Below are 16,118 nucleotides of genomic sequence, written 5' to 3' on the forward strand. Positions count from 1 at the left end.
CGCATGACCCAGGTATTCCGCGAAGCCGTTTCCATCGACCAGCTCAACGCCCTCAGCCGCAATACCGCCATCGACACCCTCGGCATCGTCTTCAGCGCTGCCGGCGAAGACTGGCTGCAGGCCACCATGCCGGTGGACGAGCGCACCCGGCAGCCGTACGGCATCCTGCACGGCGGGGCCTCGGTGGTGCTGGCCGAGACCCTGGGCAGCAGCGCCGGCAACCTGTGCGTGGACACCGCCAAGCAGGTCTGCGTCGGCCTGGAGATCAATGCCAACCATGTGCGCGCGGTGCGCTCGGGCACGGTCACCGGCACCGCCCGCGCGCTGCACGTGGGCCGCAGCACCCAGCTGTGGGAGATCCGCGTGGAGGACGAGCAGGGCCGGCTGGTCTGCATCTCGCGGCTGACCCTGGCCGTGGTGGCCGCCGGCCACGGCTGAGCGCGGCCGCACTGGCGCCGGCGGCGGAACCCAGCGTTCCTGGCCGATGGCCCCTGTCAACGCGACTTATGGCCGGATTCAGCTGGCAGCGATGGCAGCCCTCCGGTATCGTGCGCGGATGACTTCCCCCACTCCGGCCCCCCGCGGCGGCGTGGCGCGTGTGTGCCGTTACCTGTACCGCGTACCGCTGCTGTTGGTCCACATCCTCGTGTTCCTGCCGTTGATCCTCATCGGCATGCTGCCGCCGTGGGGCGCCGTGCGCGTGGGCGAGGACGACTTCGCCGCGCGGGTGGTGAACCTGTGGCAGGGCGGGTTGATGTGGATCTTCGGTTTCCGCCTGTCGCGCGTCGGCCAGCCGCTGCCGGGCGCGGTGCTGTTCGTCGCCAACCATGTCAGCTGGGTCGACATCTCCATCCTGCACAGCCAGCGCATGATGGGCTTCGTGGCCAAGCGCGAGATCGCCAGCTGGCCGGTGGTGGGCTGGCTGGCCGGACGCGGCCAGACCATCTTCCACCAGCGTGGCAACACCGAATCGCTCGGTGGCGTGATGCAGGTCATGGCCGAGCGCCTGCGCGCTGGCAAGGCGGTTGGCGTGTTCCCGGAAGGGCGCACCCGCGGTGGCCACGAAGTCGGCCCGTTCCACGCGCGCATCTTCCAGGCAGCGGTCGAGACCGGGGTACCGGTGCAGCCGGTGGCGCTGGTCTACGGCCGGCACGGCGATGCGCAGACCATCGTGGCCTTCGGCCCGGGCGAGAGCTTCTTCGCCAATTTCCTGCGCCTGCTCGGCGAGCCGGCGCGTCCCACCGAAGTGCATTTCCTGGCGCCGATCGGCACCCAGGACCTGGAAGGCCGTCGGCGCATCGCGGAAACTTCGCGCGCGCGCATCGTGGCGGCCATGAGCGGGGATTGAGGCGAAGGTGGCCGTGTTCCCGCCACCGTCCGTTGGAGCCGACGCGGCGATGCTCACCGCGTCCGATTACCAGCCGCCGCGCTGGCTGCGCAATCCCCACCTGCAGTCGATGCTCAGCTCCAGCCGCATGCGCCTGCAGCGCGGCCTGCTGCTGCTGGCCGCCACCGGTGCGGTCAGCGAGGAACTGATCCTCGATGGTGGCGATGGCGTGCGCCTGCAGGGCTGGCACAGCCATGTGGAAGGGCGCGAGCCGCGCGGCATGGCACTGCTGCTGCATGGCTGGGAAGGCAGTGCCGAATCGAGCTACATGCGCATGGCTGCCGCGCGCATGCTCGAACAGGGCTTCGACGTGGTACGGCTGAACTTCCGCGACCACGGCAATACCCACCACCTCAATCCCGGCATCTTCCACTCCAACCTGATCGACGAAGTCGTGCATGCCGCCGGCGATATCGCGCAGCGCTGGCCGCAACTGCCGCTGGTGGCCGCCGGCTATTCGCTGGGCGGCAATTTCGTGCTGCGCCTGGCCCTGCGCGCGCCACAGGCCGGCGTCCCGCTGCTGCGGGTGGCCTCGGTATGCCCGGTGCTGGACCCGGCACTGACCATGGAAAGCATCGAGAACGGTCCGGCAATGTACGACTGGTACTTCCGCCGCAAGTGGGCCGGTTCGCTGCGGCGCAAGCGCGACCTGTTCCCGGAACTGAGCGACTGCGACGATCGTGTGCTGAACCTGGACATCCGTGCGCTGACCGCGTGGCTGGTCGAACGGCATACCAGTTTCGGCTCGCTGCAGGCCTACTTCGACGGCTATTCGATTGCCGGGGATCGCCTGTCCACGCTGCAGGTGCCGGCCGACATCCTGATGGCACAGGATGATCCGGTGATCCCCTATGCGACCTTCCGCGACTGGCAGCTGCCGCAGCAGGCGCGGCTGGAGACAGCGTGCTGGGGCGGTCACTGCGGCTTCCTGGAAAACTGGCGCGGCGATGGTTTCTCCGAGCGCTGGGTGGCCCAGCGCCTGCGGCGCGTCCTGCCGGGCTGAACCGGCAACGGCGCCGGGCCCGCTACAATGCGGGTTTGCCCTTGAACCGGACCGCCATGCAAGACCAGATCCTCCAAGCGTTGCGCCAGAACGAGGCCGGCCAGGCCGTGCAGCTGGCCCAGGCATGGACCCGCGACGAACCCGGCCAGGCCGAGGCCCACCGCTGGCTGGCGCTGGCGCTGCAGCAGCAGGGCCAGGCCGAGGCGGCCATGGACGCTCTGCAGCAGGCCCTGCAGCTGGCGCCCGACGATGCCCAGCTGCACCTCCAGCACGCCGGGTTGCTGCTCGCGCTGCGCCAGTTCGAAGGCGCCGACCAAGCGCTGCTGCGTACCACCGATCTCAACCCCAATGCCTTCCCCGCCTACCTGATGCAGGCGCACCTGGCGGTGGGTCGCAATGATTTCGATGAAGCCCAACGGCTGTCGACGCTCGCTGCACGGCTGGAACCGGACCACCCCGAACTGCTGACCATCGACGGCATGGTCGCGCTTCGCCGCGGTGACGCCGACCGCGCGCTGGCGTTGCTGTCCGCTGCCAGCCAGGCCCTGCCGGACGACACCCGCGTGCTGTACGCGCTGGGCTTCGCCTACCTGGGCAAGGACATGCTGGCCTTCGCCGAGCAGGCGTTCCGGCGCGTGCTGGCGTTGAATCCGAAGATGTCCTCGCTGCGCGGCATGGTGGTGCAGCTGGCGCTGCGCCAGGGCAACCTGGATGCCGCCGCTGAAGCGATGCAGCAGGCGCTGCAGGATCCGGAGCTGGACGTGCCGCCGATGCGCCGCCTGGCCGGTGAACTGGCGCTGCGCAGCGGCCAGCCGCTGCAGGCGCTGGAGCAGCTGTTGCCGCTGCTGGAGACGCTGCAGGGCGATCGCCAGGTGCTGCAGCTGCTGCTGATGTCCTGGCAGCGCCTGGGCCGCGACGACGAAGCGCGCGCGCGCCTGGATGCCGCGCTGGAAAGCAACGATCAGCTGCATGACCTGTGGCTGGCACGCCTGGCCGTGGAGCAGGTGGGCGGCGAGGGTGCCGTCGCCACCGTCGAGCGCTGGATGGCGGCCATGCCGGCCCACCTGCCGGCACTGGAAGCGCGCATGCGCCTGCATGACATGGCCGGCGAACGCGAACAGGCCGAAGCGGTCGCCGCGCGCATCGCCAGCCTCGAGCCGGGGCGCGTCAGCGCCGAAACCCGCCTGGTCGATGGCCTGCTGCAGCGCGATCCCGCCGCTGCCGTGGCGCGGGTGCAGGGCCTGATCGCGCAGGCCGGGGAAGGCCACCGCGCCGACCTGCGCACCTGGCTGGGCGAGATCCAGGACCGCGCCGGGCAGCCGGAGGAGGCACTGCGGACCTGGATGGCGGTGCACACCGAACTGGCGCCGCAGCGCCTGCCGCTGCCGCCGCAGGCCAAGGCTCCGCCGAGCTGGCCGGAGATGGCCAGCATCGACGAAGCCACCCGCAACAGCGGTTCGGCCCCGATCTTCCTGTGGGGCCCGCCCGGCTCGGGGGTGGAACGCGTGGCCACCGGCCTGGCGGCGGCCAGCCCGGTGCTGCGCAGCGATCGCTACACCGCCACGCCACCGGACGATGCCTTCCAGAACTACCACACCCTGCAGGACCTGGCGTCCGGCGTGCTGAGTCCGGAACGCCTGGTGGAACGCTGGCGCGAGCATCTGCCGGCCCGTGGCCTGGACGGCGACACGGTGATCGACTGGCTGCTGTGGTGGGACAACGCGCTGTTGTGGGCGCTGCGCCCGCAGCTGCCGCACGGGCGCCTGCTGCTGGTGCTGCGCGATCCGCGCGACATGCTGCTGGACTGGGTCGCCTACGGTGCCGCAGCGCCGTTGGCGGTCACCTCGCTGGCCGAAGCCAGCGAGTGGCTGACGCGTGCGCTGACCCAGATCGCGGCGCTGCACGAGGAGGACCTGTATCCGCACGTGCTGCTGCGCATCGATGACATCGGCAACGACCCGCACGCCATGGCCGATCTGCTGGGCCGCGTGTTCCAGCGGCAGATGCCGCCGGCCGCGCAGCTGGGCACGCCGCGGCTGCCGGCCGGCCACTGGCGCAACTACCGCGACGCGATGAGCGCCGCCTTCGCCCAGCTCACCCCGATCGCGGTGCGCCTGGGCTACCCGGAAGAGTGAGGAGAGCCCGATGCAACTGAGCAGCCACAGCCTGACCAACGGCGCACCGATCGACCGCGAGTTCGCTGCGGGCGATGCCGCCGGCTTTGCCCCCGACCGCAACCCGCACCTGGCCTGGAGCGGTGCACCCGAAGGCACCCGTTCGTTCCTGCTGGTGTGCGTGGACCCTGACGTACCGACGGTGCCGGAGACGGTCGGCCGCGACGACATGAGCGTGCCGCGCGATCAGCCGCGTTGCGATTTCGTGCACTGGGTGATGGCCGACATTCCGGCCTCGGTGCAGGAGATTGCCGCTGGCAGCTGCAGCGATGGCTTCGTAGTGAAGGGCAAGACCGCGCCGGCCGGCCCGGCCGGCAGCCGCCAGGGCCTGAACGATTTCACCGGCTGGTTCGCCGGCAATCCGGACATGGCCGGGGATTACCTCGGCTATGACGGCCCGTATCCGCCGTTCAACGATGAGCGCGTGCATCGCTATTTCTTCCGCGTGTTCGCGCTGGACGTGGCCTCGCTGCAGCTGCCGGCACGCTTCACCGCCGCCGACGCGTATCGGGCCATGCACGGCCACGTGCTGGCCGAAGCCGCACTGCACGGCACCTACACGCTGAACCCGGCGCTGGGCTGAGTGCCTCTGCAGAGCGGGGCAGGGAAGACGCCGGCCAGCGGCCGGCTCCAGCGGTAGCGTCGAGCCATGCTCGACGGCGTCCATGGTCAGTTCGCCGGCAGCGGCGCCGGTTTGAATACCGCGGTATCGCCCTGCGCGTTGCGCAGTACCAGTGCGCCGTGGTCATCCAGCTCAAGCGTCGGCGCCGCACTTCGGCTGCTCATCAGCTTTCCTGCGCGCTCCTGCTGCACGACGATGTCAGCACGCATGCATCCGACCGTTGTCTGGATGCCGTTCTCCAGGATCAGCTGGTTGCCCTGCAGCCGGTACTGGCTGCTGACGTTGTTGCACAGGTTCCACTCGCTCATGTAACCGTGCTGGAAGTGCAGCGTATAGGGCTTGCGACCGCGGACGAACAACGCACCGATGCGCCTGCCCTCTGCGTCTGTGGCGCGGGTGAGCTTCCAGGTGTGGGCTTCGAGCTGGGCGGTGGAGGGCGTGCTGGCGGCGGAGGCCTCCGCGCACACGGCCAGCAGTGCAGCGGTGATGAGGATGGGGACGTGCTTCATGCCGATCTCCCTGATGCGTTTCGTAGTCGAGCCATGCTCGACTGACCGTAGCAGCAGTCGAGCATGGCTCGACTCTACGGAACGAAGAAGGGCGGCCTCGCGGCCGCCCTTCCATCGCTTTATTTCTTCTCGATGGCCGATTCGACCACCATGTCCAGCACGTACGCCTGCGACGGCGCATCGGCCGGCGGGTTCTTCACTTCGTAGCGCTTGACGCGCACCACGTTGCGAACGCCGTCTTCGTGGGTGTAACCCTCGATGTTGCCGTAGAAGTTCTCGAACGCGCCCGGCTCACCCTGCTTCAGGCCCTTGTCGTCGAACTTCACTTCGCGCACCTGCAGGCACTGGTAGTCCGGGATCAGCGGGTGCGAGCACTTCTGGGTCTTGGCAGCCACTTCCAGGAACACGGTTTCGCCGGCGCCGCCGTAGCGGGTTTCAGCGGTCGGTTCCGGGTTGAACACCAGCACATCGCCCTTGGCGGTGGTCAGGGTCAGCACGCCGTTGGCGTCCTGCCCGGCCTTCAGTTCACCCTCCAGGCGGCTGGAGACGGCCTGGTCCAGCGCCATCAGCGCCTTGTCGGTGCAGGCCATCATGGTCGAGGCCATCGCGCTAACGCTCAGCGTGCCGTCGGCCAGGGTGTAGCTGCCGCCCATGCGGTTGCAGGTGTTGCTGACCGACACGCGGCCCTCGGCGAAGTCCAGGGTGACCGGCTTGTCTTCACGGGCGAACAGCGCATCGATGCGCTTGCCGTCGGCGGCGGTGGCCTGCTGCAGCAACCAGTGCTGGCTCTGCAGGCGCTGCGCGTCCAGGTGCGCCAGCGTCTTCTGGTCTGCCGCCTTGGCCGCCGCCGGGGCCATGTCGTCGCCGCCGGTACCGGCCGGGGCCGGGGTCTGGCTGCAGGCGGCCAGCAGGGCCAGCGGGAGGAGCAGGGTGAGCTTGCGGTTCATGGTGATTCTCCTTGGGGAACCGTGGGGGAAACGGGGTGGGGCCGGCAACGGGGTCGGCGTCCGCCGCTGCTGTTCAGCTGCCGGACGGCAGCCACAGCAGCAGCGCCGCGCCCAGCGCGATGCGGTACACGGCGAAGGCGGTGAACCGGTGCGACTTGATGTAGCCCATCAGCCACTTCACTACGACGAAGCCGGTGATGGCCGCGGCAAGGAAGGCCACGCCCACCTCGCTCCAGTTCTCGCTGCCCAGCTGCCCGTCCCTGGCCAGTTCCAGGAAGGTGTAGGCACTGGCAGCGAACATGGTGGGTATGCCGACCAGGAACACGAACTCGGCGGCCGCCGCGCGGCGGCTCAGGCCCAGCAGCATGGCCAGGAAGATGGCCGAGGCCGAGCGCGAGGTACCGGGGAACACACCGGCCACCACCTGCGCCAGGCCGACACCGATGGCCACCGTCCAGGTCACCTGGTCGCGGTCGGGCAGGCGGGTGGTGTAGGCCTCCACCAGCAGCATCCACAGGCCACCGATGATCAGCGCCCAGGCCACCGGGCTGACCGTTTCCGGCAGCGACCAGCCGGCCTTGCGCACCACCAGGCCGACCACGGCGGTCACCAGGAAGGCGGCGCCGAGCTTGAATACGTAGTCGCGGTTCTCGCGCTGGCCGAAGCCGGTGGCCAGCTGCAGCAGCCGCTGGCGGAACACCAGTACCACCGCCACGATCGCGCCGGCCTGGATGACGATGTTGAAGAAGTCCGAGCGCGCGCCCAGCCAATGCTGGGCGATCAGCAGATGGCCGGTGCTGGAGATCGGCAGGAATTCGGTCAAGCCTTCGAGAATGCCCAGCAGCAGGGCGGAGAGCAGGTCGGACATGGACGGTGCGGGCGCGGGCGGCGGAAGAAGCCCGAGAGGATAGACGATCCACACCGCACCAAAGGGGTGCGTATGGTTGATCGTGCACCGGTTTGGTGCGCACGGAGCTGCACCGCGATCGGGCAGCGCTTTTGAAATCAAGGGCTTGCGCGGTTGGAAAAGTTGGCACGGTCGTTGCTGTACCTCAGCAGGCATTCATCCCCATCCCGAGGTCGTACCGATGTCCGTGGAAAACGTTGAGAAGCTGATCAAGGACAACCAGATCGAGTTCGTCGATCTGCGTTTCGTCGACATGCGTGGCGTCGAGCAGCACGTGACCTTCCCGGTCAGCATCGTCGAGCCGTCGCTGTTCGAAGAAGGCAAGATGTTCGATGGCAGCTCCATCGCCGGCTGGAAGGGCATCAACGAGTCGGACATGGTGCTGCTGCCGGACCCGTCCAGCGCGTACGTCGATCCGTTCTACGCCGATCCGACCCTGGTCATCAGCTGTGACATCCTCGATCCGGCGACCATGCAGGCCTATGGCCGTTGCCCGCGTGGCATCGCCAAGCGCGCCGAGGCCTACCTGAAGTCCTCCGGCATCGCCGAAACCGCGTTCTTCGGCCCGGAGCCGGAATTCTTCATCTTCGACTCGGTCCGTTTCGCCAATGAAATGGGCAACACCTTCTTCAAGGTCGATTCCGAAGAAGCCGCCTGGAACAGCGGCGCCAAGTACGACGGCGCCAACAGCGGCTACCGCCCGGGCGTGAAGGGCGGCTACTTCCCGGTGCCGCCGACCGACACCCTGCACGACCTGCGTGCGGAGATGTGCAAGACCCTGGAACAGGTCGGCATCGAAGTGGAAGTGCAGCACCACGAAGTGGCCACCGCCGGCCAGTGCGAGATCGGCACCAAGTTCAGCACCCTGGTGCAGAAGGCTGACGAACTGCTGCGCATGAAGTACGTGATCAAGAACGTCGCGCACCGCAACGGCAAGACCGTCACCTTCATGCCCAAGCCGATCGTCGGCGACAACGGCAGCGGCATGCACGTGCACCAGTCGCTGTCCAAGGGCGGCGCCAACCTGTTCTCCGGTGACGGCTACGGCGGCCTGAGCCAGCTGGCGCTGTGGTACATCGGCGGCATCTTCAAGCACGCCAAGGCCATCAACGCTTTCGCCAACTCGGGCACCAACAGCTACAAGCGCCTGGTGCCGGGCTTCGAAGCGCCGGTGATGCTGGCCTACTCGGCCCGCAACCGTTCGGCCTCGTGCCGTATTCCGTGGGTGTCCAACCCGAAGGCGCGCCGCATTGAAATGCGCTTCCCGGATCCGATCCAGTCCGGCTACCTGACCTTCACCGCGCTGATGATGGCCGGCCTGGACGGCATCAAGAACCAGATCGACCCGGGCGCACCGAGCGACAAGGACCTGTACGACCTGCCGCCGGAAGAAGAGAAGCTGATCCCGCAGGTCTGCTCCTCGCTGGACCAGGCCCTGGAAGCGCTGGACAAGGACCGCGAGTTCCTCAAGGCCGGCGGCGTGATGAGCGATGACTTCATCGACGGCTACATCGCGCTGAAGATGCAGGAAGTGACCAAGTTCCGCGCGGCCACCCACCCGCTGGAATACCAGCTGTACTACGCCAGCTGACCGGGCGGCGATGGCGGTGGGCTCCCCCTCCCACCCGCCGCCATCGCCTCCGTTCTTCGCGGCTGGGGAGCCGCGGGACGGGCCTCGGCCCGTCGTGGTAGTGCGGACCGCGGGTCCGCTGCAACGGGAACGCGGGCCATCGGCCCGCTGATCCAGGGGCAAGTGAGAGACCGGATACGCGACCAGGGCCGCCCTCCCTCCCGCGTCGGTCGTGCAAGGAGAGAGGCACGGCCGTCCCGGCCCTGTACGTGTCCGGTGCAACAGCCACGGTCATCTTCCTGATGACCCGTGGTTGCCTGATGCCAACGCGCGCTGGCGCGCTGGCCCCATCCACCCTCGGGACATGCGCATGAAACTGATCTCCGCCATCATCCGACCGTTCAAGCTCGACGAGGTCCGCGAGGCCCTGTCCGATGCCGGCGTGTCGGGCATCACCGTGACCGAAGTGAAAGGCTTCGGCCGCCAGAAGGGCCACACCGAGCTGTATCGCGGCGCCGAGTACGTCGTCGATTTCCTGCCCAAGATCAAGATCGAAACCGTGGTCACCGATGAGCGTGCCGACGCGGTGATCGAAGCGATCCAGTCGTCGGCAGGCACCGGCAAGATCGGTGACGGCAAGATCTTCGTCACCGCCGTCGAACAGGTCATCCGCATCCGCACCGGCGAAATCGGTGCTGACGCGCTGTAACCCCCTTCCGGAGACTCCCCCATGAAGATGCGCCTTCTCACCGGGTGGCAAGCCCGGTTCCATCTGGTGTGCCTGTTGATGCTGCTCAGCGCGCTGGCCGCCGGTGCCTGGCCGGGCAGCGCCCATGCCCAGGCCCAGGTGACGCCGCTGCCGAGCGAAAGCGTGGCGGTTGAACCGCTGCAGGATCCTGCAGCGGCCGCTGCTGCACCGGCCGTGGCCGAAGTGGCCGCCGCCTATGATCGTGGCGACGTCGCCTGGATGCTCACCTCGACCCTGCTGGTGCTGCTGATGGTGGTGCCCGGCCTGGCGTTGTTCTACGGCGGCCTGGTGCGTTCGAAAAACGTGCTGTCGGTGCTCAGCCAGATCCTGGTGGTGTTCTCGCTGGTGCTGCTGCTGTGGGTGGCCTATGGCTACAGCGCGGTGTTCAGCGCCGGCAACCCGTTCTTCGGTTCATTCACCGAATTCGCCTTCCTCAAGGGCTTCACGCCGGAGTCGGTCGGCAATACGCCGATCAAGGGCCTGCCGGACTACCTGTTCGTCGCCTTCCAGTCGACCTTCGCCGGCATCACCACCGCGCTGATCGTCGGTGCCTTCGCCGAACGCATCAAGTTCCGTGCGGTGCTGCTGTTCTCGGCATTGTGGTTCACCCTCAGCTACATCCCGATGGCGCACATCGTCTGGGGTGGCGGCTACCTGGGTGAACTGGGCGCGATCGACTTCGCCGGCGGTACCGTGGTGCACATCAATGCGGGTGTGGCCGGCCTGGTCGGCGCGTGGTTCGTCGGCAAGCGCCTGGGCTACGGCCAGACCGCGCTGAAGCCGCACAACGTGCCGTTCACCTACATCGGCGCGATGCTGCTGTGGGTCGGCTGGTTCGGCTTCAATGCCGGCTCCGCCGCCGCCGCCGATACGGTGGCCTCGCTGGCCTTCCTCAATACCGTGCTGGCCACGGCCGCCGCCGTACTCGGCTGGACGCTGGTGGAAGCGATCGGCAAGGGCAAGCCGTCGGCACTGGGTGCCGCCTCGGGCGCGGTGGCCGGCCTGGTCGGCATCACCCCGGCCTGCGGCACCGTCGGCCCGCTCGGCGCGATCGTCATCGGCTTCGTTGCCGGCGTGGTCTGCGTATGGGGCGTGACCGGCCTGAAGCGCCTGCTGAAGGTGGACGACACCGCCGATGTGTTCGGCGTGCACGGCGTCGGCGGCATCGTCGGTGCCATCCTCACCGGCGTGTTCAGTGCGCAGTCGCTGGGCGGCACCAAGGCCGATCTGGATATCGGCCACCAGGTGTGGGTGCAGGTGGTCAGTGTCGGCCTGACCGTGGTGTGGTCGGCGGTGGTGACTGCGGCCATCCTGCTGCTGGTGAAGGTGGTGGTCGGCCTGCGCGTGACCGAAGAGGCCGAGCGTACCGGCCTGGATGTCACTTCGCACGGCGAATCGGCGTACGAGGTTTGAGGTAACGGCGGGCGGCCCTGCGGGGCCGCCTGCCGCCGCCATGGTGGGTGCCGAGCGTTGGTTGGCACCGCGGCATGCATCATCGCGCCCGATCGCGCACAATCGGGCGCATGCACCCGATCCGTACGTCCCTGCTGCTCTCGGCCTGCCTGCTGCTGGCTGCCTGTGCGTCCGCGCCGCAGGAAACCCGCAACCCGCTCGCCACCTGGGTGCCGTCACCCAACCAGAACGCGCGCGATCCGGTCATCATCGTCATCCACCACACCGAGCAGGACTCGGTGCAGCAGAGCCTGCACACGCTGCGCACCGCCAACAGTGGTGGCCGTGTCAGCGCGCACTACCTGATCGGTGCCGATGGCCATCGTTACCAGCTGGTCAGCGACGAGCGCCGCGCCTGGCATGCCGGCAGCGGACGCTGGGGCACCATCACCGATCTCAACTCGGCCTCGATCGGCATTGAGTTGGACAACAACGGCAGCACGCCGTTCGCGCCCGCGCAGATCGCCTCGCTCATCCAGCTGCTGGGTGACCTGACCGAGCGCCTCAACATCCCGCCGCGGCAGGTGATCGGCCATGCCGACCTGGCGCCGACGCGCAAGCAGGATCCGAGCCGGTTCTTCCCGTGGCAGCAGCTGGCCGAGGCCGGTTTCGGGGTATGGCCGCGCGCCGCGGATGGCCCCGCACCCGAAGGCTTCGACGTGTGGAATGCGCTGGCCCGCTTCGGTTATCCGCTCGACAACCGCGAAGCCACCGTCGCCGCCTTCCACCGCCGCTTCCGTGGCCGCGACGACCTGCCGAAGACACTGGACGCCGAAGACGCCCGCATCCTGCACTCGCTGCTGCTGCAGACGCCCTAGCCATTCGCCGTAACGCAGGACCCGAATGCCGGTAGCGCCGGGCCATGCCCGGCGAGCGCGTCGCGCGGGATCCGCTTTCGCCGGGCACCGCCCGGCGCGACCCACCCGGATGGTTGTCGGGCCACCATCGGCCCCACTACATTGCGATGATGATCACCGTTCTGTCGCCTCCACGCGCGCTTCTCACCCTCCTCGCCGCCACTGTGCTCGCCGGCTGCTCCACCCCCGGCACCCGCCCCGAAGCACCGGCCGCGGCCAAGCCCGTCGCCGCCACCTACGCCAGGGTTGACTGGAAGGCGCTGCCGGCGGTCTCCGATACCGACCTGCAGGCCGGTTTCGTTGCCTGGCGCAGCAGCTGCACCCGCCTGAAGAACGATGCGGTCTGGGCCACGCCCTGTGCCACCGCCGCGACGGTGCCCGACAAGGACCCGGCCGCGATCCGCCAGTTCCTGCAGCGCGACCTTGATGTCTACGCGCTGCGTGCCGGCGGCCATCAGGCCGACGGGCTGATCACCGGCTACTACGAACCGATCTACCCCGGCAGCCTGACCCGCACCGACACGGCCACAGTGCCGGTGTACGGCACGCCGGATGATCTGGTGGTGGTGCAGCTGGAGAGCCTCTACCCGGAACTGAAAGGCAAGCGCCTGCGCGGGCGCGTCGAAGGCAAGGTGCTCAAGCCCTATGACGACGCCGGCACCATCGCGGCCAAGGGCGCCAAGGCCCCGGTGCTGGCCTGGCTGACCGACCCGATGGACCTGCAGCTGCTGCAGATCCAGGGCTCCGGCCGGGTGCGCCTGGCTGATGGCACGCAGGTGCGGCTGGCCTACGCCGAGCAGAACGGCCACCCCTACCGCGCCATCGGCCGCTGGCTGGTGGACCAGGGCCAGCTGAAGAAGGAAGACGTCACCATGGACGCGATCCGTGCCTGGGCCCGGGCCAACCCCGCGCGCGTACCGGAACTGCTGCGCAGCAACCCCAGTTACGTGTTCTTCGTGCGCAACCCGGACAGCGCTGAGGGTCCGCGTGGTTCGCTGAACGTGCCGCTCACCGCTGGTTACAGCGTGGCGGTGGACCGCACCGTGGTGCCGCTGGGCAGCCTGCTGTGGCTGTCCACCACGCGCCCGGACGGCAGCCCGGTGGTGCGCCCCGTGGCCGCGCAGGACACCGGCGGCGCCATTGCCGGCGAAGTGCGCGCCGACCTGTACTGGGGCAGTGGCGATGCTGCAGGCAAGCTGGCCGGCGACATGAAGCAGAAGGGCAATCTCTGGATGCTGTGGCCGAAGGGTGTGGCGCTGCCGGCGCCAGCCCCGTGAAGCGTCCACCTGCGGGCTGCGTGGCCGGGCGATAATGGCGCCATTCCGAACTTTCCGGCCGCGTCTGCGGCCAGGACCTCTGCAATGACCTACGCAAAGCACAACGCCAGATCCGGCGCGAAATCCGCCGCAAAGAAGTACTACAAGCACTGGGCCGAATCGGCCCTGGGCAAGGGCAACGTGCTGATGGAAGCGCGCGGCGAGAAGATCGTGCGCCAGGTGGAAATCTACGGCACCAAGATGGTCTGGGCCGACGAGCATGCCCACAGCGACGATCGTTTCCTGCTGGCCGACCAGCCGGTGTCGTTCCTCGATTTCGACGAAGACGACGAGATCAGCGCGCGCGAATTCGAGAGCGCCTGGAAGAAGGCCCGGGAAGCCACCGGCTACCCGGTGTAACAGCCCCAGCCATGTAGCGTCGAGCCATGCTCGACTGCTTCTGGCAACACCCGTCGAGCATGGCTCGACGCTACAAAAAGTGAGGGTCGAGCAAGCTCGACGCTACGGGTCTCGGCACGCAATGTTATATGATTACATTTCATCCGCGCCTTCCCCCTCCCCATGAAGACCTCCACGCTGGTGGCCGCCCTCGCGGCCGCCCCGTTCGCCCCTGAAGCTTTCGCACAGTCGGCCGACGCCGCGCTCACCCTCGGCAAGGTGCAGGTGCACCAGCACGGCGAAGGCCAGCTCAGCGCGCACCAGGTGCTGACCTCGGTGGACGTCCTCGGCGCGGACCAGATCGAAGACCGCAACGTCTCGCACAGCTGGGAGCTGCTGGGGCAGATGCCCGGCATCCAGCTCACCGAAACGCGGCAGGGTGCGGAATCGGGCAAGGTCAGCTTCCGCGCCTTCAACGGCGAGGGCTACCTCAACGCCATCAAGACCCTCATCGACGGCATCCCCAGCAACGTCAACAGCGGCAACCAGCGCTTCATCGACATGCTGTTCCCGCTGGAAATCAGCTACATCGAAGTGGTGCGCGGTACCAACGATCCGCGCTACGGGCTGCACAACATCGGCGGCAACGTGAACTTCGGGACGCGCCAGGGCGGCACCTACACCGACGCGCGCCTGGCGTACGGCAGCTACAACACCCGCGATGCGCAGCTGGCGGTCGGCCGTGAAGCCAAGGGCTTTGCGCAGAACTATTTCATCGGCACCCAGGCCAGCGATGGCTACCGCGACCACGACACCTCGAAGAAGTATTCGCTGGGCGGCAAGTGGTTCTTCGGTTCGCTGGAGGACGGTCTGCGCGTGGGCCTGAGCGCGCGCGCCTACCACCATGAGGCCGACGAACCCGGTTTCATGACCGCCGACGAACTGCGCGAGCACCGCCGTGGCAGCGACCTGCGCAATGGCAACGACGGTGATGACCGCGACATGCGCCAAGTCGCCGCGCACCTGGACCTGAAGCTGTCCGACGCGCTCACCTTCGGCACGCGGCTGTACTACAACCGCTATGAAGACGACCGCCGCGTGACCTTCAGTGACCTGCCCAGCGGCAACCTGCCGCGCCAGCGCCGGGTGTGGGACGAGCGCCAGGCCGGCCTGCTCAGCACGCTCACCTGGCAGGCCAGCCCCGCACTTACCGTCGAGGGCGGCCTGAACTACGAGCAGCAGGACAACGGCTACCTCCGCGAGCGCTACGCCTACGCCGAACCCACCGATTTCAGCCAGCCACCGGCGCGCGTGCAGAACAACGACCGCCACAGCTTCGACAACTGGGGCGCTTACGTGCAGGCCATCTACCAGCCGGCCGAGGCATGGAAGATCGTGCCGGCCTACCGCGTCGACCGCTTCAGTGGCCGCACCCACCTGATGAACGGTGTCAGTGGTCGCCTGCAGGAGTACGGCAGCATCGGCCAGCCCAAGCTGAGCGTCATCCACAGCCTGGGCCAGACCACCCACGTCTACGCCAACTGGGGCCGCACGTTCCAGGTACTCACCGGCTCCACCGCACCGGCCTATCTGACCCCGGGGCAGGCGCCGATGCAGCCGTCCACCAACACCGGCATGGAGCTGGGCCTGAAGTTCGAACCGTTCGCCGGCAGCCAGGCGCGCCTGGCGGTGTGGCAGCAGGACGCGGAAAACGAGGTATCCAACATGCCGGCCACCGGCACCACGGTCACCCTGGGCAAGACCCGCCGACGCGGCGTGGATGCGCAGGTGAGCCTGCAGCTGGGCGACGACTGGACGGTATGGGCGTCGCACGCCTACCAGGAAGCGAAGATCACCCGCGACGACCGCGATGCCAGCGTTTCCCTGCAGGGCCGCGAAGTGGCCGCCACCCCGCGCCATATCAGCAACCTGGGTGTGGACTACCGCGCCAGCGACGCGCTGCGCCTCGGCCTGCAGGCGCGGGCACAGGGCGATTACTACCTGGAAGAGCGCAACGTGGCCGGCAAGTTCGGCGGCTTCGCCGTGCTCGACCTCAGCGCCGCGTACCAGATCAACCCGCGCTGGAGCGTGGACCTGCAGCTGAAGAACGTGACCGGACGCGAGTACGCCTACGCCTGGTACGACAGCTTCTTCTGGGACAGCGCCCGCCCGATGTTCTCGCCGGCCCCGGGTCGCAGCGTGTTCGTCGGCCTGAACATGAAGCTGTAGCACGGCCACGCATCTGGTAAGGGTCGAGCTTGCTCGACCTGCAGGGGGCAGGGCCCTT

The 16,118-nt window shown here is 68.2% G+C and carries 15 protein-coding genes; 12 read left to right on the forward strand and 3 right to left on the reverse strand.

Features of this window, described 5'->3' with window-relative positions:
* Positions 1–3: 3 nt before the first annotated feature.
* From Q5Z10_RS00655 to Q5Z10_RS00675, 5 genes are all read left to right on the forward strand, one after another.
* Complete coding sequence (locus Q5Z10_RS00655) at positions 4–438, forward strand: hotdog fold thioesterase (protein WP_303637441.1); 435 nt, start codon at positions 4–6, stop codon at positions 436–438.
* 118 nt (positions 439–556) lie between these two features.
* The gene (locus Q5Z10_RS00660; protein WP_303637442.1) at positions 557–1,348 is read left to right on the forward strand and encodes a lysophospholipid acyltransferase family protein; all 792 of its coding nucleotides are present in this window, start codon (positions 557–559) and stop codon (positions 1,346–1,348) included.
* A gap of 7 nt (positions 1,349–1,355) precedes the next feature.
* Positions 1,356–2,390: a YheT family hydrolase gene (locus tag Q5Z10_RS00665; protein WP_440138116.1), complete on the forward strand. Its 1,035-nt coding sequence runs from the start codon at positions 1,356–1,358 to the stop codon at positions 2,388–2,390.
* A 56-nt stretch (positions 2,391–2,446) separates the two neighbouring features.
* Complete coding sequence (locus Q5Z10_RS00670) at positions 2,447–4,525, forward strand: tetratricopeptide repeat protein (protein WP_303637444.1); 2,079 nt, start codon at positions 2,447–2,449, stop codon at positions 4,523–4,525.
* A gap of 10 nt (positions 4,526–4,535) precedes the next feature.
* Entirely contained in the window at positions 4,536–5,147 is a 612-nt protein-coding gene (locus Q5Z10_RS00675; protein WP_303637445.1) for a YbhB/YbcL family Raf kinase inhibitor-like protein, read from the forward strand.
* Between the two features lie 86 nt (positions 5,148–5,233).
* Here the strand turns inward: Q5Z10_RS00675 and Q5Z10_RS00680 are convergent, their stop codons facing one another.
* The 3 genes from Q5Z10_RS00680 to Q5Z10_RS00690 form a co-directional block, all read right to left on the reverse strand.
* Positions 5,234–5,695 carry an META domain-containing protein gene (locus tag Q5Z10_RS00680; protein ID WP_303637446.1) on the reverse strand — a complete coding sequence of 154 codons (462 nt, stop codon included), beginning with the start codon at positions 5,693–5,695 and terminating at the stop codon, positions 5,234–5,236.
* A gap of 119 nt (positions 5,696–5,814) precedes the next feature.
* Positions 5,815–6,642 carry an META and DUF4377 domain-containing protein gene (locus tag Q5Z10_RS00685; protein WP_303637447.1) on the reverse strand — a complete coding sequence of 276 codons (828 nt, stop codon included), beginning with the start codon at positions 6,640–6,642 and terminating at the stop codon, positions 5,815–5,817.
* Positions 6,643–6,715: 73 nt separating this feature from the next.
* Complete coding sequence (locus Q5Z10_RS00690) at positions 6,716–7,510, reverse strand: undecaprenyl-diphosphate phosphatase (protein WP_303637448.1); 795 nt, start codon at positions 7,508–7,510, stop codon at positions 6,716–6,718.
* Positions 7,511–7,730: 220 nt separating this feature from the next.
* Here Q5Z10_RS00690 and glnA point away from each other — a divergent pair, with 220 nt between their 5' ends.
* The 7 genes from glnA (at position 7,731) to Q5Z10_RS00725 (ending at position 16,060) form a co-directional block, all read left to right on the forward strand.
* The gene (glnA, locus tag Q5Z10_RS00695) at positions 7,731–9,140 is read left to right on the forward strand and encodes a type I glutamate--ammonia ligase (RefSeq protein WP_303637449.1); all 1,410 of its coding nucleotides are present in this window, start codon (positions 7,731–7,733) and stop codon (positions 9,138–9,140) included.
* Between the two features lie 349 nt (positions 9,141–9,489).
* Complete coding sequence (locus tag Q5Z10_RS00700; RefSeq protein ID WP_004134334.1) at positions 9,490–9,828, forward strand: P-II family nitrogen regulator; 339 nt, start codon at positions 9,490–9,492, stop codon at positions 9,826–9,828.
* A gap of 21 nt (positions 9,829–9,849) precedes the next feature.
* Positions 9,850–11,280, forward strand: a complete 1,431-nt coding sequence (locus Q5Z10_RS00705; protein ID WP_303637450.1) for an ammonium transporter — start codon at positions 9,850–9,852, stop codon at positions 11,278–11,280.
* A gap of 110 nt (positions 11,281–11,390) precedes the next feature.
* The gene (locus Q5Z10_RS00710) at positions 11,391–12,137 is read left to right on the forward strand and encodes an N-acetylmuramoyl-L-alanine amidase (RefSeq protein ID WP_303637451.1); all 747 of its coding nucleotides are present in this window, start codon (positions 11,391–11,393) and stop codon (positions 12,135–12,137) included.
* A gap of 149 nt (positions 12,138–12,286) precedes the next feature.
* On the forward strand, positions 12,287–13,453 hold the full coding sequence (gene mltA, locus Q5Z10_RS00715) for a murein transglycosylase A (RefSeq protein WP_303637452.1): 1,167 nt from the start codon (positions 12,287–12,289) through the stop codon (positions 13,451–13,453).
* 84 nt (positions 13,454–13,537) lie between these two features.
* Positions 13,538–13,852 carry a hypothetical protein gene (locus Q5Z10_RS00720; protein ID WP_303637453.1) on the forward strand — a complete coding sequence of 105 codons (315 nt, stop codon included), beginning with the start codon at positions 13,538–13,540 and terminating at the stop codon, positions 13,850–13,852.
* 162 nt (positions 13,853–14,014) lie between these two features.
* The gene (locus Q5Z10_RS00725) at positions 14,015–16,060 is read left to right on the forward strand and encodes a TonB-dependent receptor (RefSeq protein ID WP_303637454.1); all 2,046 of its coding nucleotides are present in this window, start codon (positions 14,015–14,017) and stop codon (positions 16,058–16,060) included.
* Positions 16,061–16,118 lie beyond the last annotated feature (58 nt).

It is taken from the genome of Stenotrophomonas sp. 704A1, assembly GCF_030549525.1.
Taxonomy (GTDB): Bacteria; Pseudomonadota; Gammaproteobacteria; order Xanthomonadales; family Xanthomonadaceae; genus Stenotrophomonas; species Stenotrophomonas tuberculopleuritidis.

Excerpts from the sequence above, each read along its gene's own strand:
- Q5Z10_RS00710 (WP_303637451.1), top strand. The coding sequence starts at position 11,391 with ATGCACCCGATCCGTACGTCCCTGCTGCTCTCGGCCTGCCTGCTGCTG.
- Q5Z10_RS00670 (WP_303637444.1), top strand. The coding sequence starts at position 2,447 with ATGCAAGACCAGATCCTCCAAGCGTTGCGCCAGAACGAGGCCGGCCAG.
- Q5Z10_RS00690 (WP_303637448.1), bottom strand. The coding sequence starts at position 7,510 with ATGTCCGACCTGCTCTCCGCCCTGCTGCTGGGCATTCTCGAAGGCTTG.
- Q5Z10_RS00680 (WP_303637446.1), bottom strand. The coding sequence starts at position 5,695 with ATGAAGCACGTCCCCATCCTCATCACCGCTGCACTGCTGGCCGTGTGC.
- mltA (WP_303637452.1), top strand. The coding sequence starts at position 12,287 with ATGATCACCGTTCTGTCGCCTCCACGCGCGCTTCTCACCCTCCTCGCC.
- Q5Z10_RS00705 (WP_303637450.1), top strand. The coding sequence starts at position 9,850 with ATGAAGATGCGCCTTCTCACCGGGTGGCAAGCCCGGTTCCATCTGGTG.
- Q5Z10_RS00725 (WP_303637454.1), top strand. The coding sequence starts at position 14,015 with ATGAAGACCTCCACGCTGGTGGCCGCCCTCGCGGCCGCCCCGTTCGCC.
- Q5Z10_RS00660 (WP_303637442.1), top strand. The coding sequence starts at position 557 with ATGACTTCCCCCACTCCGGCCCCCCGCGGCGGCGTGGCGCGTGTGTGC.
- Q5Z10_RS00700 (WP_004134334.1), top strand. The coding sequence starts at position 9,490 with ATGAAACTGATCTCCGCCATCATCCGACCGTTCAAGCTCGACGAGGTC.
- glnA (WP_303637449.1), top strand. The coding sequence starts at position 7,731 with ATGTCCGTGGAAAACGTTGAGAAGCTGATCAAGGACAACCAGATCGAG.
- Q5Z10_RS00685 (WP_303637447.1), bottom strand. The coding sequence starts at position 6,642 with ATGAACCGCAAGCTCACCCTGCTCCTCCCGCTGGCCCTGCTGGCCGCC.
- Q5Z10_RS00720 (WP_303637453.1), top strand. The coding sequence starts at position 13,538 with ATGACCTACGCAAAGCACAACGCCAGATCCGGCGCGAAATCCGCCGCA.
- Q5Z10_RS00675 (WP_303637445.1), top strand. The coding sequence starts at position 4,536 with ATGCAACTGAGCAGCCACAGCCTGACCAACGGCGCACCGATCGACCGC.
- Q5Z10_RS00655 (WP_303637441.1), top strand. The coding sequence starts at position 4 with ATGACCCAGGTATTCCGCGAAGCCGTTTCCATCGACCAGCTCAACGCC.